Below are 25921 nucleotides of genomic sequence, written 5' to 3'. Positions count from 1 at the left end.
ACGGGGAAGGATGTCGGTTTTGTTAGATACCAACAAATGCATGCCATTTCAATACCGCATTATAAATCAAACACTTACCTAAAACACCCTGTCCGAAATCGGACGATGGTGTCGCATTTTACCGAACAACAAGATTGCCCTCTTTTTGTCGGACAGGGCGTACCTGTCCCGGGACAAAGCGATTAGCAGAAAGCCGCGGGTTGTTTATACCCGCGTAATGCTTTGATCCAGGCGTAAAATACCTGGAAAAATCTGGGGGTAATACGGACTGTCCGCTGCTTTCGGACCATATTTTGCGGACTTTGGGAATTCCCTGTGCCTGGACCCTGCGTCGCCGAGGCCGCTACCAGAATGTCCAGCGCCCCGTTAGTGAGCAGGTAAATATCTTCGTGAAGTTCGTCAAGCAGGTTGGCCGCCCGTCCGCGGAAATGGTGCCGGTCCGCGATTTGTAAAGTGGTTTTGACGGCGAAGTCATAAATTTCCTGCGAAAGTTGGTCACAAAGCTCGCACATATCTGCTCTCCGTTGAGGCAGGATAATGTTTCTGGCCTTCATTTCCTGGATTTTACGCTGGGTTTTCGCGACCAGTTCGGCCCGGATTTCATTCAAATTCATATTATGGGTGCTGTTAGAGGAGTATTCCGGAGCGCATAAACGCTCTCAGAAATATTAGCAATATTTTAATAGGATCAAAGGTTTTAATTTTTTTCTAATCAGTAACGGTCGGCTCCACCTCCGCTATCCCCTACTTTTAGCACCTCATCATTAGACCAGGGAATGTTTATAGGCTATTTGCCGCACGGAGCGGAAGATACTTTTTTAGAAAAACTTCAGATGGCGGGGTGCCATCAAATCATCAAAGAAACAAAAGCCGGCACCCGATCCGGCCTGTTGGAAGCAATCAAAGGATTGAACGAAGGCGATGTGCTGATCCTGTGCCATAGCAGCCATGCTGGAACGGAAACAGACTTTCTGCATGTATTGGTGCAAGTTGGCTGCAAATGTGCCCATTTTGTGTCCATAGACGAGGATTTCGATACGCTGCGCGACACAACACTTCACTGCGCGGCAACCTCGCGCTAGGGCGATAATCCAATCGGTTTTCCGGCGATGTATACTTTTACGACCGTTTCCCCGGACCAGCATTTCAGTCCGCTTACCGCTCTGGCTGTACCCACTGCAAGAGCCGGAATTTCATGTTCCATGTAGTCATGCCCTACGCGATTGTATATGTCGCGAACGAGGGCTCCGAAGGCGTGATGTCCGCCCCGCAACACCAGCTACCGATTGTGGTAGCGGGTGTACACGAAGGCAAAGACGATATTGCGGCGCGTGTCCGGCTCAATGGCTTCGGGCACGGCAGCTTAGCAATGAGTTAAGAAGTTATCCGGTCAACCAAAAGAGCCAGCCGGTACATTAGAGAGCTGTTTTGAAAGGCCGGGATTATCTGGAAGCCGATACTTCCTCTTTCCGCGGCGTGCCCATAATGAGCTTTTCAATGGAAGCCATTTTGGCGTCCACGGCTTCCAGTTTTGCTTTCAGTAGGTCATTTTCTTCCTGCAATTGCCGGGTACGTTTTTCCAGCGCCTGGATGGCAGCCATATTCACGCCATCGATGTCGGAGGAGTTGATCGTGGTGTCATTTCCAATACCGTCCAGGCCGAACGCGGCGTAGAAGTCCTGGGCCATCGGCCCGATATGCCGGGTAGTGGCGGGCTGACTTTTGTAGTTCCAGCTGGTAAGCGGCAGCTGCGCCACTTTACTGAGGATATTTTCGGTATTCAACACTTCGAAATTCTCTTTTTTGCGCCTGTCGCTGACCGCACTCCACGATCCTCCGCCTGCTGAAATTTCGACTCCGCTCGTCATACCCTGATTAGTGAATACACGTGCCCCGCCTGCAAAACGCATTGTCAATTGGTTATTGGCCGTGCTGTAAGCACTGTCGGAGGAAAACCCTGCGCTTGCATCGCTGATCACGACAGCCCCCTGATTTTTCGCTCGCGCGTTTTTACCCAGCGCCATTGCAAAGTTAGCGCTGGCACTGTTCTGCAACCCGATCGCGACCCCGAACGCACCTCTGGCAATAGACGGCCCGATTACAATCGAAGCCAGCCCACCGGCGATCGACGAAGGTCCCATAGCCAGGGCGTCGTCAGCAGTTGCCTGCGCGCCGCTTCCGATCGCGACGGCCCCAACACCGGTTGTTGTGCCGTTGAATGCCAGTGACCTGTCTGCCGATGCCGTCCCGTTATTCCCCAGCGCCACCGATTCGTCGCCGGATGCAGTAGTCGCCAGACCTACGGAGAAAGAATGATCACCGGAAGCACGGGTATTCTGGCCGGCCGCAAACGAATAATTCCCAATGTTGGTCCTGTTCCAATAGGTACTCCCGAAAGAGCCTACGTGACCTACGCGAAACGCAGCCTTATCAACATACCACATCATCCGGCGCCCTTCGCCCTCAACGGGTGTGGGTTTGGCTCCTGAAACATCGCCGGAAGCGGCGAAAACAACGCTACTATCGGCCACGTCCAATCCGGCCCGGGGCGTTGTGGTACCAATGCCGACCTGGGCATTGGCGTAAAGAGAAGCTGCAACAAAAAGAGAAGTTATAAGAATACGTTTCATATCTGATGGATAATAAGGGAGGAAGAAAGTTTATTCGACGACCAGTTTGTGATTTACAACACCCTGACTGGTAGTGAGTTTAAAAAGGTACATTCCCGAAGCGACGCCATTCAGGTTCACCTGTACGCTGCCGTCGGAGAGGGATGATTTACGCACGGGCACCTGCCGTCCCAGCATATCCCAAAGGCTGATCTCATTGACCGGAACGCCGGATGAAATCGTCACTACGCTCGCCTTGCGCGCCGGGTTCGGGTATACGCCCGCGTACTGGCCCACGCCGCGCGGTTGCAGTGACACAGCCCTCGACAAGCTGAAAGTGCCATCCAGATCAACCGAACGGAGACGGTAGTACACTGTTTGCAGCTGGCTGCCGAACGAGCGGTCCGTAAAACTGTACCGCTGCAAGGCATTGCTGTTACCCGCCGCTGCCACCGTGCCGATCTTCTGAAAGGTTCTGGCATCGAGGCTTCGTTCTACTTCAAAATGGGAGGCATTCTCTTCGCTGGTCGTTTGCCAATCCACCAATGCATTGCCTTCAACCGCCTTTGCATTGAAACTGATCAACGTAACGGGCAGCCCTGCTTCCGGCACGGCGCCGAGCGTGAACGGGCTCCATGACGATATCACCTCGCTCGTTACAAAGCCCGCCGTCAGCGTCCCGGTTACATTATGCCCTTCGTTGAGCCAGTTACCTCCCGTAAGGTGGGCAACACTGAATACATTCGGGTTTTCGGAAACCGTAATGGACGGATTTTTATAGTCGTCATAAGTAACAATGACCTTGCCCGTTGCGGTGCCTCTTGGCGCAAGGTCCCAGTATTCTTCGTTGTTGTAAGCTTCGAGGGCTATGGAAGACGCACCGGTGGTAGTGAATGTGCCGGTGCCTGCGTCGGCAGCGAAGTAACGGACGCTCATCCCTGCGCTGTTATCGGTAAGCTCTACCGTAATCGGCTGGTATCTGACACCGTCCCCAACCGGGTACACGAAACTGCCTGTCCCGTTTTTTACCACGTAGCCATTCACGTGCCTCGTATCGGATACGCCCACCACCGATGCGGTATCCCCGACAACGAGCGCACCCAGGTCGCTGGTAGCATCCACGGCCCCGTTGGAGAGCGTAACCCTGCCGCCTACTTTGATATTATTCTCCAATACAATACCCGCCGAATTGTCGATATTCAACAGGCGTGTGAAATAGGGCTGGGTACCGCTCAGGGTTTGCAAAGCGGCACCATCCAGCGTCAATGAGCCGGTATCCGCCTCGGTCATTGCCTGGTTATTGACCAGGTTACCGGAAACAAAAAGGTTGCCATTATTGGAAAAAGAACCTCCGGTCACTTGCAAATCGCCTTTGACCTGCAAAATACCGCCTTTGACGGTAACCGTCCCGCCGGCACTGGACAAGCCCTGCGCGACGGCACTACCACCGAGCCCGGCAAGGGCCGCCAGAATATATATAGCTTTCATTTGAAATAGATTTGATTAAAAACAGGGAATTGAATAGGACAAAATATGCGGAAACTGCTTTCAGCCCGCAATTATGCGCCGGCGTGCCATTAATAAGCCGCCTGCCAGCCCTACGGCCAGCAAGCCGAGACCTGCAAGACCCATCCACGAATTGCCGCCGTTGTCTTTCATCTGCTGGCGAAGCGCTGCGTTATCTGCCTTAAGGCTTTCCAGTTCAGCTGCGAGGTTGCGGGTACGCTCTTCCAATGCTTTGATACCTGCCAATGCTACACCGTCGGCGTCCACGGTACCAATGCTGCGATTGTCATTACCCAGTCCGAAAGCCGCGTAAAAATCCTGCGCCATCGGGCCTATGTGTTTGGTGTTTGCCGCATCTGCTTTGTAGCTCCATCTGGTTATAGGAAGCTTCCGCAGTTTTTCCAAAACGTCGTCGTACGAAATCTCTTCGAAGCGATGTTTTTTGTTCACGTCCGATACGTTCGTCCATACGCCGGAGGTTGACAAATAGGCACCCGTCGATGTAGAAATGACTGCGTTGGATTGTCCCCAGTTACTCACCGAAGCTCCGCTCTGAAATGTCATACCTGTGGTGAGGTTGGACGAGGTAAATATCCGGAAGCCGCCGCTCACCCGCCAGCTGGCAGAGTGATTCACCCCGGCCCGGATCGTATCTACTGAAGATCTGTCCCCGAAAACAAAACTTCCCTGCCTTGCATTGGTATGTGCGTGATAACCCATCGCAACAGAAGCAGCTCCGCTCGCAACATTGTTCTCGCCTACCGCGAAAGACGATTGTTGTGCGGCTGTCGTTCCGATGCCAAAAGCAGTTGCATTGCTCGCTGATGCCCGTACATTGCTGCCGATTGCGACGGAAAAGTCTCCGACATTGGCGGCATCCCACTGCGTGCCGGTCACCGATCCAGCGCGGAAAGCGCCCTTGGCCGGATACCACATCATGCGCGTACCAGCCCCTTCGGCAGGGATTGCAGTGCCTGACACGTCCCCGTCATAGATACCACCCAGCAGAAACGTCCCGTCCTGAAAGACGACCATGTTTTTGTTTTGTGCAGCATCCCGCCCCACCAGGAGTGTGTCCGTCTTTTGCGCATACACACCCACAGGTGCAAGTACAGAGCAGAGCAATGCATTCAGGACCGGCCGCCGCAGGAACGACCTCGCCGGTGTTTTTTCAAATGACTTTAATGTAAAATTTGCATTCATAGTTAAAGATGGATTAGGTGTTGTTATAAAAAATACAACTAATTCCAAAAATACAACTATGAATATGAAATACTTCTAAATAATATCGCAATCTACTTGTAGAATACATCTACAACCCGACAGCATTATCTGACGCCTCGAATCAGCCGTTTGCCGAAGAAACACTTAGAGTTTGTAACTCGTTGATTTTCCGACAGAAACGCTACCAACAGAATCTCCCGCGACCGTTTAATAATTATTTACACAAAAAGCGCCGCGGAACGACGTTCCTCGGCGCTTCGGCATTATTTATCCTGTTGAGTCACTGCACAAACTTGCGCTGCTTCGTTTCTGTCTCAGTCGGAAAATCGGATGGAATGGGAATGTCGACTTTACCGGTCGCCGCCCATTGGCTGCCGCGTTGCAGGCAGGTGATAAAGCCAACGCACTCCACGGAATAGTCGGCGTGACCCAGTGCCATATGAAAAATGCGGCCCTTACCGTAGCGGAGGGCGATCAGCATGGGCTCATTGCGGTCGGTACCGTTGTTGGTTTTAGGGGAAAATGCCGTGGCCAGGATCTGCATGTTTTCGGCCGGGCCACGCAGGCGATCGTACAACTCGTCACGACTGTGCAGCCAGTTGGCTGGCATACCCTTCGTAATAGGGTGATTAGGCTCACGAACAGTGATTTTAAATTCCATCTGCGCGCCGTGCGAACCGGCTTTACCCGGCTGCATATCCCGCACCTCTTTGCCGTTCTGATCAAAGTATACGTACGGGCCGTCCTTTTCGGTCCGGTCGCCCCAGCCGCCGAGGCCGATCATCTGGTTGTAGGCAGGCCATTGCGGGAACGAGTTATTGGCCGCGTGAATGACCACCAGTCCGCCCCCATTTTTCATGAATTTTTCAAAATCCTTCTGTACCTCCGCTGTCCAGGGCGCAGCATTCCAGCCAAAGTTGCAGATCACGACATCGTAATCGGAAAATTTGGGGTGAAAAGCAGAATCCATTTTAGGCTGCTTCAACGCCTCGGTCTGTGGGCCGTTTTTTACCGGATACTCCTGCGCGAGTTTATCACCCTGCCAGGTATAGCGTGTGCGCTGGACATCTACAGCAAATTTTTTACTGTCTTCGAGATAGTACTTCATCATGGCGGTGATCTTCGGCCACTGTTCGTGGTTGTTCTGCCCATCCACGATGAGCACTTTCAGCGGCGATTTCTGTGCCAATGCCGAAGCCGATGCAGCGCCGGCACCCAGTAATGCAAGCAGAAAAATCAGGAATTTGTTATTGAATGTCATAAACAGACGGGTTATGGGATAATGCGACCAGCCAAGTTAAATGAATACGCGTTTCAAACCAAGCAGCCTACCGGCCCATTACCGGCAGACCGCTCGGAACACGTTCGGGAACGGATTTATCGAAAGAGTCGTCATTGAGTGTATTCAAAAATTCCACAATCCTCGAAATATCCTTGAAATTAACGTCCATATGGGTTGCCAGCGGATCGACCTGCCCTTCTTTGACATTCGGGTTGAGCAGCTTGCCGCCGGCGATATCTTCGTAAAACATCAACACCTGGTCGAGAGTCGCGAACTTCCCGCTGTGCATATACGGCCCGGTGAAGCGAAGGTTACGCAGCGTCGGAGTTCTGAACGCGTATTTTTTATCAGCACCCGAATCACTCTCCTTCCGGTTGTCGGTATCGGGCACGCCCAGGGTGTGCAATTTAAAATCTGAGAACATCGGTCCGGAATGACACTTGGCACAACCCGTAACCAGAAATGCATTGAGCCCCTCCTTTTCACCGGTAGACAATGCATTACTATCACCGCGCATGTACTGGTCAAAACGGGTGTTTGTCGCCACGAGCGTGCGCTCGTAGGCGGCGATAGCACGGGCGAGGTTCAACTGACTGACGGGCGACTGCTCCTTTGGAAACGCCATTGAAAACAGCCTCCGGTATTCGGGAATGCGCGACAGCCTGGTTACTACTTCATCGAGGATACCGTTTTCATGGAAGGCGTTACCACGCATTTCTTCCAATGTTTTGATGGGCTCCAATGCCTGCTGTTCGAGCCCTTTGGCCCGCATATCCCAAAACATCGGCGCGGATGCGGGGTCATATGCTTCATTATTTTTAAGGCCGTTGAATGCCGTATTCAGCACGCTCTGGGAGTTTCTTTTGACAAATGGAATGTCGTTCGGGTCTGCGAACCGCCGACTCTGTCCGCGACCGACGCCGTTCACACCAATGGAAGTTTCGAGAAACTCGGCGTAATTGAATTCGGGCTGATGGCAAGTGGCACAAGCTACATCCTTGTTCCCAGAAAGTACCGGGTCGAAGAACAGTAATCTGCCCAGCGCAACCTTTTCGGGTGTCGAAGGATTATCCGCAGGGTCAGCGGCCGTCGCCGGCAACGCTCCGAGGTCCGCGATCGTTTCCACTCGGGCTGCTTCCTTGTCCGATGCGGTCTCCTCCTCCCGGCCACAAGCCCAAAGCATAGCGGCGGCACCTGCGGTTAAAATACAATTCCTGAACGCTTTAATCGATACTCCTGCCATTCCAAATTTAAATATCCGAACTCAAACCCACCCATATAAGGCAGGCGGGAACGGAAATTTACCATTCACCCGGCATGAATAAGTATGATGCTGGTCATAACCGGAATTTTAATCCGCCCGCAAGTTCTTCACAGGATTCAGCAGGGCAGTTTTCACAGCCTGGAAACTGATTGTGATAATGGCCAGCAGCAACGCCGCAAGCGCTGCCATCACCGGCACTTCCCAGCCGATGGAAATGCGGTAGGCAAATGCACCCAGCCAGCGATCCATTGCCCACCATGCCAGCGGCAACGATATCCCGATGGCTATGAGCACGAGCAGCAGGAAGTCCCGAGACAGCAGGAATGCCACGTTTCCGACCGACGCACCAAGCACTTTGCGAACACCTACCTCTTTCACCCGGAGTTTGGCGGAATAGGCCGAAAGCCCGAAGAGGCCAAGACAGGAAATGAAGATCGACAATGCGGCAAAACCCGTAAAAACCTGACTCATGCGGTTCTCGGTGACATAAAGCTTGTCCAGGTTTTCGTCCAGGAAAGAATAAGTGAATTTACTGGAAGGCGCCAGTGTGCGCACACGGCTTTCGAGGAACGCTATCACGGCCGGCAACGAACCGCCTTTCACTTTTACCAGCACGTAGTTGATGCGGTAGGGATTATACTGGATCACCAGCGGCTCCACGCCCGCATGCAGGGACGCGAAATTGAAATCCTTTACGACGCCCACTACAGTACCCGTATCGCCCTCGGCGATGAATGCCTGTCCGACCGGACTTTGCAGCCGGTATGCTTTTACAGCGGCCTCATTCAGGATAAATTCATGATTTTTAATTTCTGGAAACTGACTACGGAAAGCCCGTCCTTCTTTGAGTTGAATGCCCAATGTAGTGAGCAGTCTTTCGTCCGACCAAAGCATTCTCGAATTTTCAGGCAGTTGGTCCTGCTCGGTACGGTGCAGCGGGAACGCCGCGTAATTTCCGAACCGCTCTCCCGGAAGTGTAGAGGTAATCGAAAAACTGGCAATATTGGCGTTTTTCGACATTTCATCGGCGAGCACACCATATTTCTCGCGCATCTGATCGTACATCGTCACGGCCACTACCTGATCCTTATCAAACCCAAGATCCTGGTGGTGAAACAGTTGCATTTGACGGTAGACAATCATCGTACCGAATATCATAAACACCGAGACCGTGAACTGGAAGACGATCAACCCTTTCCGGACCACATTGACCGACGAGCCAGACAACCGCTTCCCTTTCAACGATACCACCGGGTTGAAACGCGCTACAAACCAGGCCGGATAGAGGCCGGCCAGCAACGCAATCCCAATTATAAGCAATGCTACGATGACCATGTTAGGAATTGTCAGCATGCTATCGAAGACAAAACCGCCGGCCGCTACATGGGTATAATATGGAATAACGAGCCTGAACAGCAGTACCGCCACGACCGTTGAAAGCAGCGTAACCATCAGCGATTCGCCCAGGAACTGCCGCAGCAGCTGGCCTCGTGTGCCGCCTACCACTTTCCGCAGGCCGATCTCCTTCATGCGGTTGAACGCGAGTGCGGTAGAAATATTAATAAAATTAACAGTCGCCACCAGCAAGATAAAAATCGCCGCCACCGCAAATATGTAAATGTAAGTAATATCACTATTGGGATACATTTCCTTTTCGAGCTTCGAATGCAGGTGAATGTCGCGGATGGGCTGTAAATGCAGGTGTTTCGTAGTAAGAATCTTCTCCTCGGAATCGCCGGAAGGCGCATAGAATTTGGTTGCGAATGCAGGCAATGCGGCTTCCACCTGCGCGGGCGTGGCGCCCTCGCGAAGCAATACATAATTGTAAAATCCCGCCCAACCAATGTTTTCCATCGATTGCTTGTCGATGTAGCGCTCGATGGTAGGCATGGAAACAAGGTAATCGAACTGGAAATGGCTCGGGAAGCCGAACTCCTTCACGATGCCTGTGACCAGCAACGGAAGCCTTGCCCGGTCGTCGGTGATCGTCTTTCCTATCGGGTCCGCATTTCCAAAGTATTTTTTGGCCATAGCCTCACTCAGGACAATGGTATTCGCACCTTTCAACGCCGACGCCGGGTCGCCGGCAACAAATGGCAGATCAAACGTGCTGACTACTTCTTCGTTGGCAAAAAAGCCCCCTTTCTCTTCGAACCGCTTCACATCGCCCGCGGGACTTGTGTAGCTGAAAAGCTGGTAAGGGAATAACCGGTGCAATCTCACACCCGCCTCGATCTGCGGTAATGCCTGCTGCAATGCCGGAACCAGCGGAGGCGGTGTGGCAGCCCAATGCCGGCTGTCCTCCCCGGTAGTTTCATATGTCACCCGGTAAATGCGGTCGGCCTTATCAAAACCTTCCTCGTAACTCAGTTCATGACGAATATGGAACGTGATCAGCAACACGCCGGCAATACCGACGGCCAGCCCTGTAATGTTGACAATAGAAAAAGTCTTGCTTTTCCAGAGATTGCGCCAGGCGATTTTGATGTAGTTTCTGAGCATGGTTGGACGGACGTTTTACCGGAAACAATGAGTGTACCGCAACCGGCTGTCAAAAAACAAATGCCAAAATACATATACATTGATTTTCAGATAATTATAAATCAATATATAGACTACAATGTCCATTATCGCACAAATGTGACCGCCGGCGGCCGACTGCGAATCATGTTGGAATTAGCCGCCGATCCGGCTCCGGAGAAGCCTCCTGTTTATAGCGAATCACCGGGAACTTAACCGACGCCCTTTGCATTTGATTTGTATAATACTTCAAATCCCCATGCATACCGAAACGCTGCAACAGTTTTACGAACGCACGAAACAGCCGATGCCCGCGGAGCTGGTCTCGCAGACGAATGTGAGTCATTTCAATGTAAAACAGCGTACCTGCCTGAACAGGATGACGCCCTACAACCGACGCGACTATTATAAAATATGCATGATCATCGGGGACGGCGTACACCTTGCAGCCGACAAGGAAACACCGATTGAAGGCGCTGGCATTATTTTCTCCAACCCCAGCGTCCCCTCGTCCTACCACGCGATCTCAGAGTCGCAGACCGGATTTTACTGTCTTTTCAACGACACATTTCTACTGAACAGCATCCGGCAGGAAATCCGTTACCGGAGCGCGTTGTTCAATCCTGCCATTCAGGCGGTGATTCCGCTGGATACTGCTGGCCAGGAGCGGTTCCGTTCCCTTTTCAGTGAGATGGATAGCTTGTTATCAAGCACATACACCTACCGGTTCGATATGATCAGGAGCCTGCTGCAAATGCTTATCCTGGAAGGCATCCGGTTACAGGGCCCTGTCGTCAGCGAAAGCCCAAACGAACGCCTGATCTCCCGCTTCTTCGGATTGCTCAATCAGCAATTCCCCGTCGATTCGCCTGAAAACCCGTTGAGAATGCTCACCCCGGCAGCCTACGCCGACCAGTTGAGCATTCATGTCAACTATTTGAACAACGTGCTCAAAAAATCGACCGGAAAAACCACGCGGGAGATCATCCACGAGCGCATTGTGGAAGAAGCTAAAACACTGTTGCTGAACACCGACTGGGACGCCGCCCAGATCGCCTACACCCTCGGCTTCGAGTACCCTTCCCATTTCAACAAGTATTTCAAACAAAACACCCGGACCACCCCTCTGCTTTTCCGCGAGCAGCTTCGGCAAAGCCACTGACATTTGATTTGTATAAGCATTGCTTTGATTCATATTACCTGCGGATTTGCTTGCAGCCCTACCTTTGGAGCATTAATAGCAAGCATATGAAAACACTTAAAGAATCCAATAAAGCGGTCAGCACGGCCCTGGCCCTCGCGCTGATCCCGATCACCGGTTTTGCGCTCGACGTGTTTATCCCCTCGCTCCCTGCCATGAGCGCCCGGCTGCACGCTACACCTGAGGCCGTTCAATTATGTATATCTATTTTTCTTGCGACTTATGGCATCAGCCAGTTGTTGATTGGCGGGTTACTGGACAGCTACGGCCGCTTCTGGCCTAACATTTTCGCGTTGGCGGGTTTCAGCGCCGCCAGTTTTATCATTGCAAATACCGAAAGCCTGCAAGTGATCTACGCGATGCGGGCAGTTCAGGGTGTAATGTCAGCGGTAATCGTGGTAAGCAAACGGTCCTTTTTCTTCGATCTTTTTGAAGGCGATAAACTGAAACATTATACCAGCCTTTTTTCCGTGATCTGGTCGGCGGCGCCTATCATCGCCCCGTTCCTGGGCGGTTACCTGCAAACCCATTTCGGCTGGCAGTCCAACTTTTACTTTCTGGGCTTTTTCGGGTTAGCATTTCTGGTGCTGGAACTCGCGTTCAGCGGTGAAACCATCGCCTCCAAAGCGCCATTACGCCTGACAACCATTGGCACCGCCTACCGCTCCATGCTCGGGACGTGGGATTTTACGTCCGGCCTGCTTATTCTGGGGCTATCGTATGCAGTTCTGATGATCTACAACATGTCGAGCCCGTTCCTGATCGAGGAAGTGATGCGTTACCCCGCGACGGTCACCGGCAACTGTTCCATGATTTCGGGGCTGGCCATGCTGGGCGGGAGTTTACTCTCCAAAGCACTCATTGCCAAACCATTCTATAAAAGACTATTCACGGCGGCCGTCGTTCAACTAGCCGTATCAGGCGCGCTCATTCTGCTCACTTTGCAACTTCACAACCTATACACGCTGATGATATATGTGATTTTGCTGCATTCGGCATCCGGATTCATTTTCAACGGCATGCTCGCCTATTGCCTCACCCGCTTTTCGAAGTTCGGCGGCATGGCCAGCGGCCTCACCGGCGGGGGGTACATTCTTTCGACTTCGGCATTCAGTTACATCGTCGTTAAAACCATCCGGATCGACAGCCAGGTATGGCTCGGGGCGGGTTATGCAATATTAATTCTAGCCGTATTAACCCTCATTATCCGCACGAAATGGATTGAACGCGGAGCAAAAAACGAGGTTTTGGAAGAGCGGGATGTCACATTGGTTATGGAGTAAAATCAGGATAGGGAATCTTGCATGGGCAGTCTGGAATGCGGTCAGTTGTCTGTTTCCCTATCCGCATTTTCATTTAAAAAGTCGATCGCGATCCGGCAAAGCATATCACCTTTCGATTCCGGCATGCCGTGGCCCACATTGGGGTAAACACACAGCTGGCCTTTTTTAAGTGACCGGTAAATTTCAATGCTGTGCTCTAACCGGATCATATCGCGGTCGCCGCGGATCACGAGTACCGGAATGGCAATGCGAGAAAGCTTTTCGTCCGGCACTTTAATTTCCCTTGCCCACATTTTCTGGTTATCCTTCCAAAATTTGACCCATTTATCGGGCTGAGGGTTCAGTTTCTGGTAGTTCGCCAGCCAGTCCTTATCTTCCTTTACCGCTTCGACCGTATATTCTTTTAATAAATCACGCCCTTCCTGCGTCAACCCGGCTGCCTTCGAATTGGAAGCGCCGCTTATTACCTTTTTCACTTTATCAGGCCTGTCCGCAGCAAGCAAGAGCGCTGTATTGCCGCCCATGCTCCAACCCATTATGTAAACGCTGTCCAGTTTGAGCTGGTCGATGAACGCGGAACCATAATCGGCCAACAATGCACCACTTAGACTATCGGCTTGCTCCGAACGCCCGTGGCCGGGTGCGTCGTACGCAATAACCCGGAAATGCTTTGATAACGCTGGAATAATGCCGGCCAGATTTTCAATGGATCCCAAACCCTGGTGCAACAACAGCAGTGGAATACCTTTTCCATATTCCTCATAGTATATTTTTATATTTCGGACATTCAGATACTTACCATTATTCGAGCCGTACCTGACCGGCACCTCCGCCTTTTCCGTCCGTTTGTAACAGGAAAATGCCACGCAAATGATCAGCGGGTAAAGAAGTTGTTTCATAGCTATCCGGTTTTAAGCAACTATACGCAAACCGAGTCACATCTGAGGCAATCCTCCCAAAGGCAATTCCAACAGGCTCCGAAGGTAGTTGAAGGATATTAGCATGACAGCCTGCATCTCACGTGACGAGCGCAAAGGCAGCGCGCACAGGCACACGTATATGCACGAAGCGTCCTTTCAGGGTATTAACTATTTTCGCCTGATCGCGAACGACTCCCAATGCTCCGGGACAAGGGGCGCACGGCGATCTTTCGGATCTCATCATTATTATACAATTTTTGCAAACCCTGTCATTCAAAACGGCTCCATTCAAGACCCTGCGAGTTGGGTTACACAGCAATCCAGCCATCCGTTTATTGACTGTTATGCCTCCGGATACAGAGAAACACAAAGTCGAAATTAAGCAATCCCTGCTGGCTAAACATACGTCACCGGAAGTACACTCCCCGAGTGTGTACGGCGCAGAAATGCCCCTCAAAGCTTCGCAATTGCTAAAAGAGGCTATCAAACTATCCTCTTTACTCCTCAGAGATAACCCTCGAAAAAGTACTACAACGCAGGCGTGTCAGCCGAGCCGCTTGCGCCAGGGATCTTCCTGTCTGCACGCTACCACCATCGCCCGAAAAGATTAAAAATAAATTAGAAAAATGGCGAAGCACCTTGCTGTAATTCTTATATTTTTTTGATCTTTATGACGTCTCAATAAGAGAAGACGGATCAATCCCTAACAAACGTAAAGCATGTCCCCTATCAACCATTTACTTCCTAGCCTGTTACCGCCATTCCGGCCTAAATACAGGCATACATACAGCAGTACAAGTAACTGGCGGTTTCCAAAATAATTCTCAAACTCCGACCAGAACTGCCTCTTTCTTCTTTTTGGAACGGCAAACATTTTCTTAACCGAAAACAATTAATCGGTTACAACCATGGATAACCCATGTGTGTCTCGTGTTTGCTGTACCCTCACGGGAGGAAAACATAGGCAGCAATCAGGCTGTACATTCAATATCCTACACCAGGTATATCAGGGAATAATAACTCAGATTATTGATGGATTCCGCTCCGGCAACATCGCTCATCATCGCTACTTATAACTGGGCGGAAGCGCTGCATTGCAGCCTTTTGAGCGTTATCAGGCAAAAAACTTTACCTACGGAGGTGGTCATCGCCGACGACGGTTCCGACGACCGGACGAAAGAGCTGATCTGCAAGATGCAGGATGGATTTCCTGTGCCGATCATCCACGTGTGGCACGATGACCGGGGTTTCCGCAAAAGTCAGATACTCAATAAGGCGATCGGACAATGCTCGGGCTCGTACGTGATCCAGGTGGACGGCGATGTGCTGCTGCATTCTTCATTTATACACGACCATTTGGCAGCGGCCGAGCGCGGGGCTTTCATACGCGGCACCCGCGCGCGCCTCACTCCCGCGAAGAGCGAAGAGCTGCTCCGGGGCGCCAGTACGAACGTCAGCTTTTTTTCAAAAGGAGTTTACAACCGGTTCAATGCCTTGCGGTTACCGATACTGCAATCGCTCGGGCAGCGCAGGGAAATGAATTGCAGAAGCGTCCGCGGCAGCAACTTCGCCTATTGGAAAGACGATTTCCTGCGCGTGAACGGATATAACAATGACCTCAGCGGATGGGGCCATGAAGACGAGGAACTGGCCGCGCGCTTTATCAACAACAACATTGTCAAGAAAATCGTGAAACTGGGCGCGGTACAGTACCACCTGCATCATGACGAGTTGCCCCGGTCGAACGAGCCTTTTCATCGCCAGATCATCCAACATACCCTGCTTACAAAAGTCAAAAAATGCCTTAATGGATATGAAAACCTTCTCTAAAAGCTCGCTGATTATTTCCACTTACAACTGGCCGGAAGCACTGCGGCTTTGTTTGCTCAGTGTATTGGGACAGTCGGTACTGCCCGACGAGGTGATTATCGCCGACGATGGATCCACCGGACAAACCGCGGACGTAATCGAAGCCATGAGGCCTCTGTTTCCGGTGAAACTGATCCACGTCTGGCAGGAAGACAACGGTTTTCAGCTATCCAAAATCCGGAACAAGGCCATTGCCACGAGCTCTTGCGATTATATTATCCAGATCGACGGCGACCTCATACTACACAGGCATTTTATCAAAGACCATCTCGCGTTAAGCAAACGCGGCTCGTTTGTGGCAGGCAGCAGGGTATTGATGACCAAAGAGCTATCCGAAAAAATGCTCGGCAAGCGGCAGGCAAGGGTAACCCCGTTCCAGTCGGGACTAGGCAATTTCACCAACCGGTTCAGTGTCGCCTGGCTGAGCAGGTATATGGCGGATCGCTATAAAACGCACGATATTTTCGCGCTGCGTGGGTGCAACATGGCTTTCTGGCGCGAAGACCTGATCCGTGTGAACGGCTACAACGAGGTTTTTCGTGGCTGGGGCCGCGAAGACAATGAAATTGCCGTAAGGCTGCTCAACTCGGGCGTCAGGAAACGCGCCGCCAAATTCGGCGGAGTTGTGTTTCATATTTACCATCCAGAGGTGGACCGTGCCCGCTGCCCTAAAAACGAAGCTTACCTGACCGAAGCATTACTGAACAAAACCGTGTATTGCTGCCAAGGGCTCCACCAATATCTTGACCATGTAGAATCGGTTGGGCTGGCCGAGGGAGAATTTGCTCTTTAATGCATGAGTAATACCTCATTGATCTCCGTCATCCTGGTGACTTACAATGCGCAAAAGTTTTTGCAGAGATGCCTTGACAGCATTTACGACCAGCATTATCCCTATATCGAGATCATCGTCATGGATGGCGGCAGCACCGACGGCACACCCGCGGTACTTCAACGAAATGACGACAAACTTGCATTCTGGAAAAGTGAGAAGGACGGCGGCATTTACGAAGCCATGAACAAAGCCCTCGACCATGCAAACGGGCAGTGGATCTATTTCGTCGGTGCCGACGACATCCTGACCCCCGAATTCTCTCGAATGGCTGAAAAGCTGAGCGACCCTCACACAATCTACTACGGCAGTGTGCTCAAAGCGGGGCGAAAGTACCTGGGCGAAATGGCGCCCTACAAGCAGGCGAAAACAGGGATCAATCATCAGGCGATCATTTACCCGGCAGGCGTATTCGCCACACGCAGGTACGATACGCGCTACCGCATTTCAGCCGACCATGTGTTTAACATGCAATGCCACAGCGACAAACGCTATCACTTCACTTTCAAGGATTTCAATATTGCCATCTTTAATGACACCGGCATATCGTCACTGCAAAAGGACCTTGTTTTTGAAAATGAGAAAGCGGGACTGATCTTAAAGCATTTCGGTCTGGCTATTTATCTGAGATTCTTATTCAAGAGGCTTAAAGAGCGGCTTTTCAACCACTAAAAGCGCTCCCGCATTACCATTCCCGCGTTCCGGTCGGCAATAATCCTGGGCGGCAGATCCAGCACCTTCGTTATCAATCGGTTACGCCATTTTCTTTTTGGGATAACCTTAATTAATGCGAGTGCAAAACGGCACAGCGCCAGCTCCCATGCACTGTTTTTTTCCCTTGCCAATAATTGCTTCATTTCAGCAAGATATTGCCCGCGCTGGTTATAGCTTTTCTGGTTTTCGCTCCGAAACCGAAAGCCGCCCAGCATAAACGACGTCGTATACAAGCGTGCATGTCTGAAAAAACGGAGCCAGAGTTCGAAATCTGCCGCTAATGCATGATTTTGATCGATAAAACCGCCCGCCTGGTCCCACAGGCTGCGCCGCCAGAAGACCGACTCCTGTTGAATAAACGCGCCGTCGGATAATTGCATCCGCAACCGCGACCAGCGCTGGCCATACGGGAGGTCGTCGTAAAGAAAGGGCCGCCCCGGTTCGTCGAAAAACGTATTGGCACCCATGATCCATTTCACGTCCGCAAACCGGTTGAAAATGTCGGCGGCCGTGAAAAGGGCTTGGGAATGGTACATATCATCGGCATTGAGCCATGCCATGATGTCGCCCGACGACCGCCCGAACCCCTTTCGGAGGGCGTCGTACAAACCCTTATCGGGCTCGCTCACCCACCAGGCCAGCTGACCTTCATACTTCCGGATGATATCCACCGAACCGTCGGTGCTGCCGCCGTCGACAATGATGTATTCCAGATTGGGATACCCCTGCCCCAGCACCGAAAGAATGGTACTTTCCAGGTATTTCGCCTGGTTGAACGAGGGCGTCACAACGGTAATTTTCGGCAGCATATTCAATGCAGTAAACGCGCTAGAAGCCCATTAGGTAAGTGAAAATTCATACTGCCGGGGCTGCTGCACGCGTTCCTCGTGCTCGAACGGCTCGGAAGCGAGTACCATCAGAATGGATTCGTCCGTAATTTCAAGCATTTCGTACCGGTCGTCCGGCGTCAGCAGCAGGCATTGGTCCGCTGAATTAAGGATAAAATGCTGCTCTTCGCTGCCCGTATGGTTGGAGATCAGGCAACTTCCTTTCAGACAAATCACCGCCTGCTTCATATGCTGGCGCTTTCCGCCGATTTTGAAATGGTCAGGTCCATTGACGTAAAAAATGCGTTTGATCTCGAACGGAATTACCCGCTCGATCACGGTCAGACTCCCGCGGGTGTCCGTAAAGGTTTTCAGATTGATTAAATGAGCCAAGGGGTGTTTACGATTTAGGTTAGGTTAATGCATTCTTTTTTGTATAATTCTTATAGCGCCCCCGCAACCCAAACTGTATACGTCGCGACAAGCTGACTTTGATCCATTTGAGAACCATCGGTTGCTCATGGACAACTGCCGCAGGATCGATCAGCAGGATCTGGCCTTCCGCAGAGGAGAGCGCTTTGATATAGGTACTGTAAACAAGTCGTATGATACTTTCCGGGAGCCGATATTGTTCAGCGGTGAGGCGGAAGCTCTTGCCGATGCAGTACCGGAAATCGTGGAAATGGTAGAATACGAGGGGGACCTTGTAAGCATCTGCCTTTCGCACAAACAGCCGTCCATTCACGCTTTCACAAGTATAGTCGATGGCGTTCCAGGGCGCCACACCCCCGCCGGGATGTTCGAGCACGTGTACGCCCGTGAAGCGCTCCGTCCAGTCATCGAGGTATTTCTGGTCCCCGAATTTGCCTTCTTCAAACCGTGCATAGCACCATTCCAGGCAGGCGTTCATCCACCAGTCCAGCACCGCAAGCCCTTCCTCTGTATTCCTGAAAGTGACAAACTGCACACAATAGATGCCGCTGTTTTCCGACTGATCATATGGTGCAGCGTACCGATGCGCGGTGATCAGCACGGACTTTTCGCCCATTTCGTCCGTCAGGGCCTTCGGATCGGCAAAGAACAGGAGATCGGCGTCGAGATAGGTGCAATGATCGAGCGAAAATGTATGAATGCAGTGCCAGATCGTGAAAGAGGTACAGGTCCAGCAATACTCGCCCGCCGTGCGACTGCTTTTTACGGCGAGCAGTTCGGGCGTTTCAAATGCATGCAGGGAAACAATCGTCGCATTCGCCAGATTAAGGCGCCGCAGCAAGGCGTCGCAGGCGTCGTCGAACGCGAAAATGTACAAATGAAAATCACCCCCTTGCCGGAGCAGCGAATTGTACATCGCTAATCCCCGCGAGAGGTAGCCCGAGTTAAAAAGGGTACAAAAATTCTGCATTAAAGTATGTTAGGGGTAGAAGAGGGTAACTTCTACTACAAATATCAATGTTAAATTGCGGAATGTAGTTATCCTTCCGGCAGATAAAATAATATATAACCGATCATTTTTCTCAAAACGAGGTTAAAAATAAATCCCAGAATTAATTGACATTCAGACACATAAAACACAACCTCGCTCATTATCACAGAGTTGACAGTGCTAATATCGTATTATAACCGAGTTACTGAATAATGTCATAAATTGCGTGTGATCTAAAAGAATACTATGGGCTTCTTTAAACCAAAGAAAAAAAATCCTTACGGCTGGTTTGGCGACTATAAAAAGTGGGATGCACTCACCGCCTTGTCGGGAGGCTATGAGGCCGAAGCAATTTTGGACAAAACAAAAAACGCCCTTCTGAAGGTAAAGAATGGCCAGGCGGTTTACGAACGTGATTCGGTGTTGTTTGATAAAAAAGTTTACCCCTACTCGGTCATTTCGGCGCTTCTTTATACAGCCGTTGAATGTGGTAACCATTTGAATGTTCTGGATTTCGGGGGGTCGTTAGGCAGCACCTATTATCAGGTGAGGGACGTGATCCCCGCCGCCGTACAACTGCACTGGAGCGTGGTGGAGCAGGAAAATTACGTCCGGTGCGGACGGGAGTTCTTCGAAGATGAAATCCTGAAATTCCATTTTACGATCGAAGAAAGTATGAAGGCGCGAAAGGCCGATGTGCTGCTGCTTTCGAGTGTAGTGCAGTATCTCCAAAAACCGCATGATTTTCTGGAAGAAATCAAACAGTATGATTTCAAATATATCCTCATCGACCGGACAGCATTCATCAACGCCGATCGTCCCGACCGGCTAACGCTGCAGGTAGTGCCGCCTGAGATTTACGAGGCGCATTACCCCGCCTGGTTTTTCAACGAAAAACGCTTTCTCGAACATTTCGAAGGCTACGAAATCAAAATGGAATTCGAATCGTTCGTGGCGGGTGAGCAGGAAATGGAGATCGACCATGTGAAGGCGGGTTACGACAAAGGATTTTTTCTGATCAGACGCTAAGCCATTACTTGCTCTGCCTGCTCACCATTTCATTGATCCAGATCGGCGCAAAAGGTGAGGTACAGCCTTTTGAAACCGGATAATCACGGTAAATACCCAGCTTTTCACCGATCGCCAGCGCGCGTGCGCGAAGCTCAGGAAAATGGATCCCGATCTGCGCCAGGGTAGTGTTCATGGTCCATTGTACCTCGGATGGAGCTGTGGCCATTTCCGACTCAATCCGATCGAGCAGGCCCGGAACGTCGATCCCCGCGGGATCGCGCGTCACACGCCCGGCTGTGAGGCTCCATCCCGCACGGGCGGCCCACGGATAATCCGATTCCATCCACGCCTCCCGAAGTTCTTCCTTTTGCGGATGCTCCTTGACGATATAGGACGAAAACCAATCGGCCACCCAGCCGTAGTTTACACCATGTACCAGCCGGTCGAGCTCGCCGACTGACAGCAATTTGGGCTTCATGATCAGCATTCCCAAAAGCTGCGCTTCGATATTGCCGGTGTCCCACAAAGCCAGGCCCAGTTCATGGTCGGACTTGATTTTATTCGCGATGGCCCTGATGTCGCCCATTTTCACTCCGAACTGATTTTCGTGCGCGCCATTTTTCTTATTCATGGCGCGCACTTTTTCAGATCCGAGCGATTCAAGCTGTGCTAATACTTGTTCGACGGTCATTTACCCTGCATTTTTTCCGGATCATCATAGTTGACCATCCAGTTGATCCCAAATTTATCGGTCAGCATTCCAAAATACGCCCCCCAGAACGTGTCCGCCAGCGGCATCGTCACCTGTCCGCCCGCAGAAAGTCCGGCAAAAAGAGTATCGGCTTCACCACGGCTTTCCGCATTGACGGAAATCGAAAAATTGTTTCCAGGCTTGTAACCTGCCGCCCATTCACCGCCGGTATCGCTGCCCATCAGGATCGTCTCCTTGCTGATCGGCAAGCTGATGTGCATGATCTTGTTCGAATCCTCTTCGCTTATAGTCTTGCCATCCTCCCCCGGCGGCATTTCCCCGAACCGGCCTACATACGGAAACGCTCCGCCAAAAACGGATTTGTAAAAATTAAAGGCCTCTTCGCAGTTGCCGTTAAAAGTGAGGTAAATGTTTACGGTAGCCATGGTGGTGATTATTTTGGATTAATACACTCAATAATAAGGTTTTTCCAACAAAAAAGACACTTATGGCTCTACTTCGACGATCATTTCGATCTCCACGGCGATACCCGAAGGCAGCGATGCCACGCCAATTGCGGAACGGGCGTGCTTGCCGCTCTCGCCGAAAACTTCCACCATAAAATCAGTAAAACCATTGATAACCTGGGGTTGCTGTGTCAGCGTCGGCGTGGAGTTCACTAGGCCCAATACTTTAATGACCCTTTTCACTTTTTTCAGATCGCCGATCTCATATTTCAATGAAGCCAGCAATGCGATACCGCAAAGTTTGGCTGCTTCTTTTCCCTGCTCTACGGTGAGGTCGTCCCCCACTTTACCCAGAATCTGGCCGCCGCCGGGTTTGTCGGGTCCATGGCCAGAAAGGTAAATGAGATTACCCACGCGCACCGCACGCAGGAGGTTTCCCTTCCCGGGGTTCAGTTTCGGCAGTGTTATACCCAGCTCGGCGAGTTTTTTCTCGGGATCGGGGCGGCCGTTTTGCGCCAGTGAATGGAAACTAACGGTCAGTAACAGGAGCAGCATGGCTGCCAGCGAGGTTGACTTAAATTGCATAAGGTTTAGTTTAATAATTAAATGCGGCTAAAATTAACAATCATTCCCAGAGAACCCGCAATCGCAGGCCTTCATTCGTAACCGCCGTGCCTCTGCAACAACCCTTCGCGGCATGAGCTATCGCCAGCGCCAAAGCACTCTTCTATTTTATTTATACTATTTTTTCATCACATAATTAAACAAATACAGTATTTGTTCAGTCATTCTTGACTTTTCATGTCATAAACTCCCTTAACCCGTCTCGCAATCCAGATTATGATATTGTTAAATAGCAATGCATGGCCGCCGTAAATAATGCGGATTGACCAATTTTGTCGCCTCAAAACCGGAACTAACTCAATTCATTCACCATACCCAAAATCTACACCCATATGTATCGATGTAACGAAAGGTGGCCGCTCGGTGCGGGAACCTTACAAAAATCGATTGCCCATGCGGCGCTGCTCGCGATCATCGGCGGCACGAGCTGGGCAAACCCGACTCCCGATCCTAAAACCGGCATTCTATCCGGTAACGTACACAAGAGCATTGTGAAGGCCGACCGCCAGATCAAAGGTCGCGTAACCGACGGCGATACCCCCAACGGTATCCCTGGCGTGAACGTGGTTATCAAAGGCACCCAGGCAGGTACGGTCACCGACGCAAATGGCAACTATACTCTCGAAATTCCGGAAGGTGGCGCCGTGCTGGTGTTCTCCTATGTAGGTTACACAAGCCAGGAAGTTGCGACCGGCACACGGTCGACCATTGACATTGCATTGAAAGCCGACAGTAAATCGCTGAACGAGGTAGTAGTGGTTGGATATGGTACGCAAAAGAAGGTAAACCTGACCGGCGCCGTTGATCAGGTGGGCCAAGAAGTGCTGCAAAACCGGCCCGTTCCCAATCTCGCGCAAGGCCTGGTGGGCGTCGTACCTAACCTGAACATCCGGATGTTCGACGGCAAGCCTACGCAGTCGCCCCAGTTCAACGTCCGTGGTACGACCTCCATTGGCCAGCAAGGAAGCGCACTGGTACTGATCGACGGGGTGGAAGGTGACCCGCGTATGCTGAACCCGCAGGATATCGAGAGCATTTCGGTACTCAAAGATGCAGCTTCGGCCTCCATTTACGGTGCCCGTGCGGTATTCGGGGTGGTATTGATTACTACAAGGCCAGCGCCCGAAGGTAAAATGCGGGTTTCCTATTCGGCCAACTACTCTATTAAAGCGCCAACGGAAATACCCGACAATATCGTGGATTCCTATCCATGGGCTCAGGGTTTCAGCGATGCATGGTCACGCTGGAACGACAACGGCAACACGCCGACGGCCATCAACAAAACTATCGCATTCTCCCCTGCCTACCTGGCGGAGATCAAGCGGAGATACGAAGATCCGTCGCTGCCCCGCGTGGAAGTGAACCCTACAACGGGAGAGTATCAATACTATTACAGTACTGACTGGTACAAAGAGCTTTACAAGAAAAACCTTAGCGCACAAGACCACGCATTGTCTATTGCCGGCGGCACCGACAAAGCGACGTACCTGCTGAGCGGACGCTTTAACAATCAGGACGGTTTGTTCCGCTACAATACGGATAAATACAGCATGTACAACTTCCGCGGTAAAGGCGGTGTGCAGCTGACCCCGTGGTTGCGTGTGGACAACAATACCGAGTTCTCGTCGATGAAATACCACCAGCCGCTGAACGTCGGCGAAGGGAGCGGTATTTACCGCAACATCGCCGATGAAGGCCACCCGCTCGCGCCGTTGACCAACCCGGACGGAACGCTTTCATTCTCGGCAGCTTACACAGTGGGCGACTACTACTACGGTCGCAACGCCCAGGATCAGACCCGCCGGTTCCTCAAAAACCAGACAGCCCTGAAAGCACAATTCTTCCAGAAAGCACTGACACTCAAAGCCAACATGACGTTCCAAAGCACCGACCTTGCCACCAGTCAGATCCGCGTGCAGGTGCCATACAGCCGTACGAAGGGCGTGATCGGCTACACCGGTACCAACACCAACGACATTACGGAAGGACGTAACACGATCAATTACCTTGCTACCAACTTCTACGCAGACTACGTGAAGTCGTTCAACAATGTGCACAACTTCACACTGCTGGGTGGTTTCAACTACGAGCGGTCGCTCACGACCAATCTGGCCGCACAACGAAACGGCATTGTATACAGCGGCGCGGACGATATTAACCTCGCATTAGGACAAAGCATAACCACTCAAGGTGGTTACCGGAAATGGGCCATTGCCGGCGGTTTTTTCCGTTTGAACTACAACTTCCGCGAACGCTACCTGCTTGAGGTGAACGGTCGTTACGACGGCTCTTCCAAGTTCCCGACAGATCAGCAATGGGCGTTCTTCCCATCGGTATCGGCCGGATGGCGGGTTTCCGAGGAGCCATTCTGGAAAGTGGACCCGAAAATCCTTTCCAACGTGAAAGTCCGCGCTTCTTATGGATCGCTGGGCAACGGTAACATCGACCCATACACATTCAATGAGAAATTCAATATTTCGCAATCGGGACGTGTGATCAACGGAATTCGTCCGCAGACTACGAGCATGCCGGGCGTTGTACCGAACGGGCTGACCTGGGAAACAGCTACTACCGCCAACGTTGGTCTGGATTTCTATGCGCTGAATGGCCGTCTCCAATTCTCCGGAGATATGTACCAGCGTAAAACGACGGACATGTTCACCGTCGGACCGACATTGCCTGCGGTTTTTGGAACGACTGTTCCAAAAGGCAACTATGCCGATTTGAAAACCAACGGATGGGAGCTATCCATTAATTGGGACGATCAGTTCAATGTAGCTTCGAAGCCCTTCCACTACAATGTGCGTTTCACATTAGCCGACTACAAAGCGACCATCACCAAATACAACAACCCCGACAAAAACCTGACCGACTACTACGAAGGCCAGCGTGTGGGCGAGATCTGGGGGTACAAAGTGGCAGGCCTGTTCCGCTCGGAAGCTGAAATCACCGAATCCCCTTCGCAGGCAAACATCCCGAACACCAATACCCGCAAAAACTACGTGGGTGACCTGAAATTCCAGAACCTGGACGGCGATAACGTGATTTACCAGGGCTTGAACCGCGTGGGCAATTCGGGTGACAAAACCATTATCGGTAACTCCGAGCCGCGTTACAGCTACGGCGTAAACCTGTCGGGTGACTGGAACGGCTTCTTCCTCGGCGCATTCTTCCAGGGGGTATTGAAGCAAAACTGGTATCCCTCGTCGGAAGCGCGTTTCTGGGGACAGTACAACCGTCCTTACAACGCCTATCCGCGCTGGCAAAAGGATAATATGTACCGCGAAGAGCTCGGTAACTTCGATGCTTACCTGCCACGCCTCGTAGGATATGTGGCGCAAGGCTCGGGCCGCGCGTTGCAGGTGGCCAACGACCGCTACATGCAGAATGTCGGCTATATCCGTTTGAGAAACCTGCAAATCGGATATACCATTCCCGAACGCATCACCTCGAAAATCCACGCCCGCGACCTGAAAGTTTATGTTTCAGGTGAGAACATTTGGACGTGGTCGCCGCTATACAAGTGGACGCGCGACACCGACGTGACCAGCATTTACGGATCTGACCGAGACCTGGGCGGCGGAAGCTCGGGTGATGGATACAACTATCCGATGCTGAAATCCGTATCGATCGGCTTGTCACTCAATTTCTAAT

Annotated in this window: 23 protein-coding genes; 9 read left to right on the top strand and 14 right to left on the bottom strand. The window is 51.5% G+C overall.

Annotation, left to right across the window (positions count from 1 at the left end):
* Window positions 1–182: 182 nt before the first annotated feature.
* Window positions 183–614 carry a hypothetical protein gene (locus AC2YIT_RS05615; protein ID WP_430847233.1) on the bottom strand — a complete coding sequence of 144 codons (432 nt, stop codon included), beginning with the start codon at window positions 612–614 and terminating at the stop codon, window positions 183–185.
* Between the two features lie 162 nt (window positions 615–776).
* Between AC2YIT_RS05615 and AC2YIT_RS05610 the strand changes: the two genes are divergently transcribed.
* Together AC2YIT_RS05610 and AC2YIT_RS05605 are read left to right on the top strand one after the other, a co-directional pair.
* A complete protein-coding gene (locus tag AC2YIT_RS05610; protein WP_430847231.1) occupies window positions 777–1082 on the top strand; it encodes a recombinase family protein in 306 nt (101 codons plus the stop codon).
* Between the two features lie 113 nt (window positions 1083–1195).
* Window positions 1196–1378, top strand: coding sequence for a hypothetical protein (locus AC2YIT_RS05605; protein WP_487278520.1), 183 nt, complete (start codon window positions 1196–1198; stop codon window positions 1376–1378).
* 64 nt (window positions 1379–1442) lie between these two features.
* On the opposite strand, the gene AC2YIT_RS05600 is transcribed toward AC2YIT_RS05605, so the two are convergent.
* From AC2YIT_RS05600 to AC2YIT_RS05575, 6 genes are all read right to left on the bottom strand, one after another.
* Window positions 1443–2630 carry a tail fiber domain-containing protein gene (locus AC2YIT_RS05600; RefSeq protein WP_487278519.1) on the bottom strand — a complete coding sequence of 396 codons (1188 nt, stop codon included), beginning with the start codon at window positions 2628–2630 and terminating at the stop codon, window positions 1443–1445.
* Window positions 2631–2660: 30 nt separating this feature from the next.
* Window positions 2661–4097 carry a T9SS type A sorting domain-containing protein gene (locus tag AC2YIT_RS05595; protein ID WP_487278518.1) on the bottom strand — a complete coding sequence of 479 codons (1437 nt, stop codon included), beginning with the start codon at window positions 4095–4097 and terminating at the stop codon, window positions 2661–2663.
* A gap of 60 nt (window positions 4098–4157) precedes the next feature.
* Complete coding sequence (locus AC2YIT_RS05590) at window positions 4158–5318, bottom strand: tail fiber domain-containing protein (RefSeq protein ID WP_430847222.1); 1161 nt, start codon at window positions 5316–5318, stop codon at window positions 4158–4160.
* A 301-nt stretch (window positions 5319–5619) separates the two neighbouring features.
* Complete coding sequence (locus tag AC2YIT_RS05585) at window positions 5620–6600, bottom strand: ThuA domain-containing protein (RefSeq protein ID WP_430847220.1); 981 nt, start codon at window positions 6598–6600, stop codon at window positions 5620–5622.
* Window positions 6601–6667: 67 nt separating this feature from the next.
* A complete protein-coding gene (locus tag AC2YIT_RS05580; protein WP_430847218.1) occupies window positions 6668–7864 on the bottom strand; it encodes a cytochrome-c peroxidase in 1197 nt (398 codons plus the stop codon).
* Between the two features lie 108 nt (window positions 7865–7972).
* Window positions 7973–10387 carry an ABC transporter permease gene (locus tag AC2YIT_RS05575; protein WP_487278517.1) on the bottom strand — a complete coding sequence of 805 codons (2415 nt, stop codon included), beginning with the start codon at window positions 10385–10387 and terminating at the stop codon, window positions 7973–7975.
* A 277-nt stretch (window positions 10388–10664) separates the two neighbouring features.
* On the opposite strand from AC2YIT_RS05575, the gene AC2YIT_RS05570 reads away from it, so the two are divergent.
* Together AC2YIT_RS05570 and AC2YIT_RS05565 are read left to right on the top strand one after the other, a co-directional pair.
* Window positions 10665–11567 carry a helix-turn-helix domain-containing protein gene (locus AC2YIT_RS05570; RefSeq protein ID WP_487278516.1) on the top strand — a complete coding sequence of 301 codons (903 nt, stop codon included), beginning with the start codon at window positions 10665–10667 and terminating at the stop codon, window positions 11565–11567.
* 86 nt (window positions 11568–11653) lie between these two features.
* Entirely contained in the window at window positions 11654–12889 is a 1236-nt protein-coding gene (locus AC2YIT_RS05565) for an MFS transporter (RefSeq protein WP_487278515.1), read from the top strand.
* A 41-nt stretch (window positions 12890–12930) separates the two neighbouring features.
* On the opposite strand, the gene AC2YIT_RS05560 is transcribed toward AC2YIT_RS05565, so the two are convergent.
* Window positions 12931–13788 (bottom strand): alpha/beta fold hydrolase, encoded by an 858-nt coding sequence (locus AC2YIT_RS05560; RefSeq protein WP_430847210.1) that lies wholly within the window; start codon window positions 13786–13788, stop codon window positions 12931–12933.
* Window positions 13789–14841: 1053 nt separating this feature from the next.
* Between AC2YIT_RS05560 and AC2YIT_RS05555 the strand changes: the two genes are divergently transcribed.
* The 3 genes from AC2YIT_RS05555 to AC2YIT_RS05545 are packed head-to-tail and all read left to right on the top strand — an operon-like array spanning window position 14842 to window position 17182.
* A complete protein-coding gene (locus AC2YIT_RS05555) occupies window positions 14842–15639 on the top strand; it encodes a glycosyltransferase family 2 protein (protein WP_487278514.1) in 798 nt (265 codons plus the stop codon).
* Complete coding sequence (locus tag AC2YIT_RS05550; protein ID WP_430847204.1) at window positions 15623–16471, top strand: glycosyltransferase family 2 protein; 849 nt, start codon at window positions 15623–15625, stop codon at window positions 16469–16471. The genes AC2YIT_RS05555 and AC2YIT_RS05550 overlap by 17 nt, the downstream gene beginning before the upstream one ends.
* Before the next feature lie 3 nt (window positions 16472–16474).
* Entirely contained in the window at window positions 16475–17182 is a 708-nt protein-coding gene (locus tag AC2YIT_RS05545; RefSeq protein ID WP_487278513.1) for a glycosyltransferase family 2 protein, read from the top strand.
* Here AC2YIT_RS05545 and AC2YIT_RS05540 read toward each other — a convergent pair.
* Genes AC2YIT_RS05540 through AC2YIT_RS05530 form a run of 3 tightly spaced genes read right to left on the bottom strand, consistent with a single transcriptional unit; the run spans window position 17179 to window position 19453 of the window.
* The gene (locus AC2YIT_RS05540; protein WP_487278512.1) at window positions 17179–18033 is read right to left on the bottom strand and encodes a glycosyltransferase family 2 protein; all 855 of its coding nucleotides are present in this window, start codon (window positions 18031–18033) and stop codon (window positions 17179–17181) included. The two genes, AC2YIT_RS05545 and AC2YIT_RS05540, sit on opposite strands and share 4 nt — an antisense overlap.
* Window positions 18034–18063: 30 nt before the next feature.
* The gene (locus AC2YIT_RS05535; RefSeq protein ID WP_430847198.1) at window positions 18064–18444 is read right to left on the bottom strand and encodes a sugar 3,4-ketoisomerase; all 381 of its coding nucleotides are present in this window, start codon (window positions 18442–18444) and stop codon (window positions 18064–18066) included.
* Between the two features lie 19 nt (window positions 18445–18463).
* The gene (locus AC2YIT_RS05530) at window positions 18464–19453 is read right to left on the bottom strand and encodes a glycosyl transferase (protein WP_487278511.1); all 990 of its coding nucleotides are present in this window, start codon (window positions 19451–19453) and stop codon (window positions 18464–18466) included.
* A 267-nt stretch (window positions 19454–19720) separates the two neighbouring features.
* Between AC2YIT_RS05530 and AC2YIT_RS05525 the strand changes: the two genes are divergently transcribed.
* Window positions 19721–20503, top strand: coding sequence for a methyltransferase, TIGR04325 family (locus AC2YIT_RS05525; RefSeq protein ID WP_487278510.1), 783 nt, complete (start codon window positions 19721–19723; stop codon window positions 20501–20503).
* A 4-nt stretch (window positions 20504–20507) separates the two neighbouring features.
* Here the strand turns inward: AC2YIT_RS05525 and AC2YIT_RS05520 are convergent, their stop codons facing one another.
* From AC2YIT_RS05520 to AC2YIT_RS05510, 3 genes are read right to left on the bottom strand one after another with little or no spacing between them, the layout of a single operon-like run.
* Window positions 20508–21176, bottom strand: a complete 669-nt coding sequence (locus AC2YIT_RS05520; protein ID WP_487278509.1) for a DNA alkylation repair protein — start codon at window positions 21174–21176, stop codon at window positions 20508–20510.
* On the bottom strand, window positions 21173–21622 hold the full coding sequence (locus AC2YIT_RS05515) for a VOC family protein (protein ID WP_487278508.1): 450 nt from the start codon (window positions 21620–21622) through the stop codon (window positions 21173–21175). Before AC2YIT_RS05515 ends, AC2YIT_RS05520 begins: the two co-directional genes overlap by 4 nt.
* Before the next feature lie 60 nt (window positions 21623–21682).
* Window positions 21683–22228 carry a RidA family protein gene (locus tag AC2YIT_RS05510; protein ID WP_487278507.1) on the bottom strand — a complete coding sequence of 182 codons (546 nt, stop codon included), beginning with the start codon at window positions 22226–22228 and terminating at the stop codon, window positions 21683–21685.
* Between the two features lie 371 nt (window positions 22229–22599).
* Between AC2YIT_RS05510 and AC2YIT_RS05505 the strand changes: the two genes are divergently transcribed.
* A complete protein-coding gene (locus AC2YIT_RS05505; RefSeq protein ID WP_487278506.1) occupies window positions 22600–25920 on the top strand; it encodes a SusC/RagA family TonB-linked outer membrane protein in 3321 nt (1106 codons plus the stop codon).
* Window position 25921: the final 1 nt, after the last annotated feature.

Source organism: Dyadobacter sp. SRI_021 (assembly GCF_057586235.1).
The sequence above is the reverse complement of the archived record's forward strand: the minus strand, read 5'-3'. Positions and strand labels throughout refer to the sequence as shown.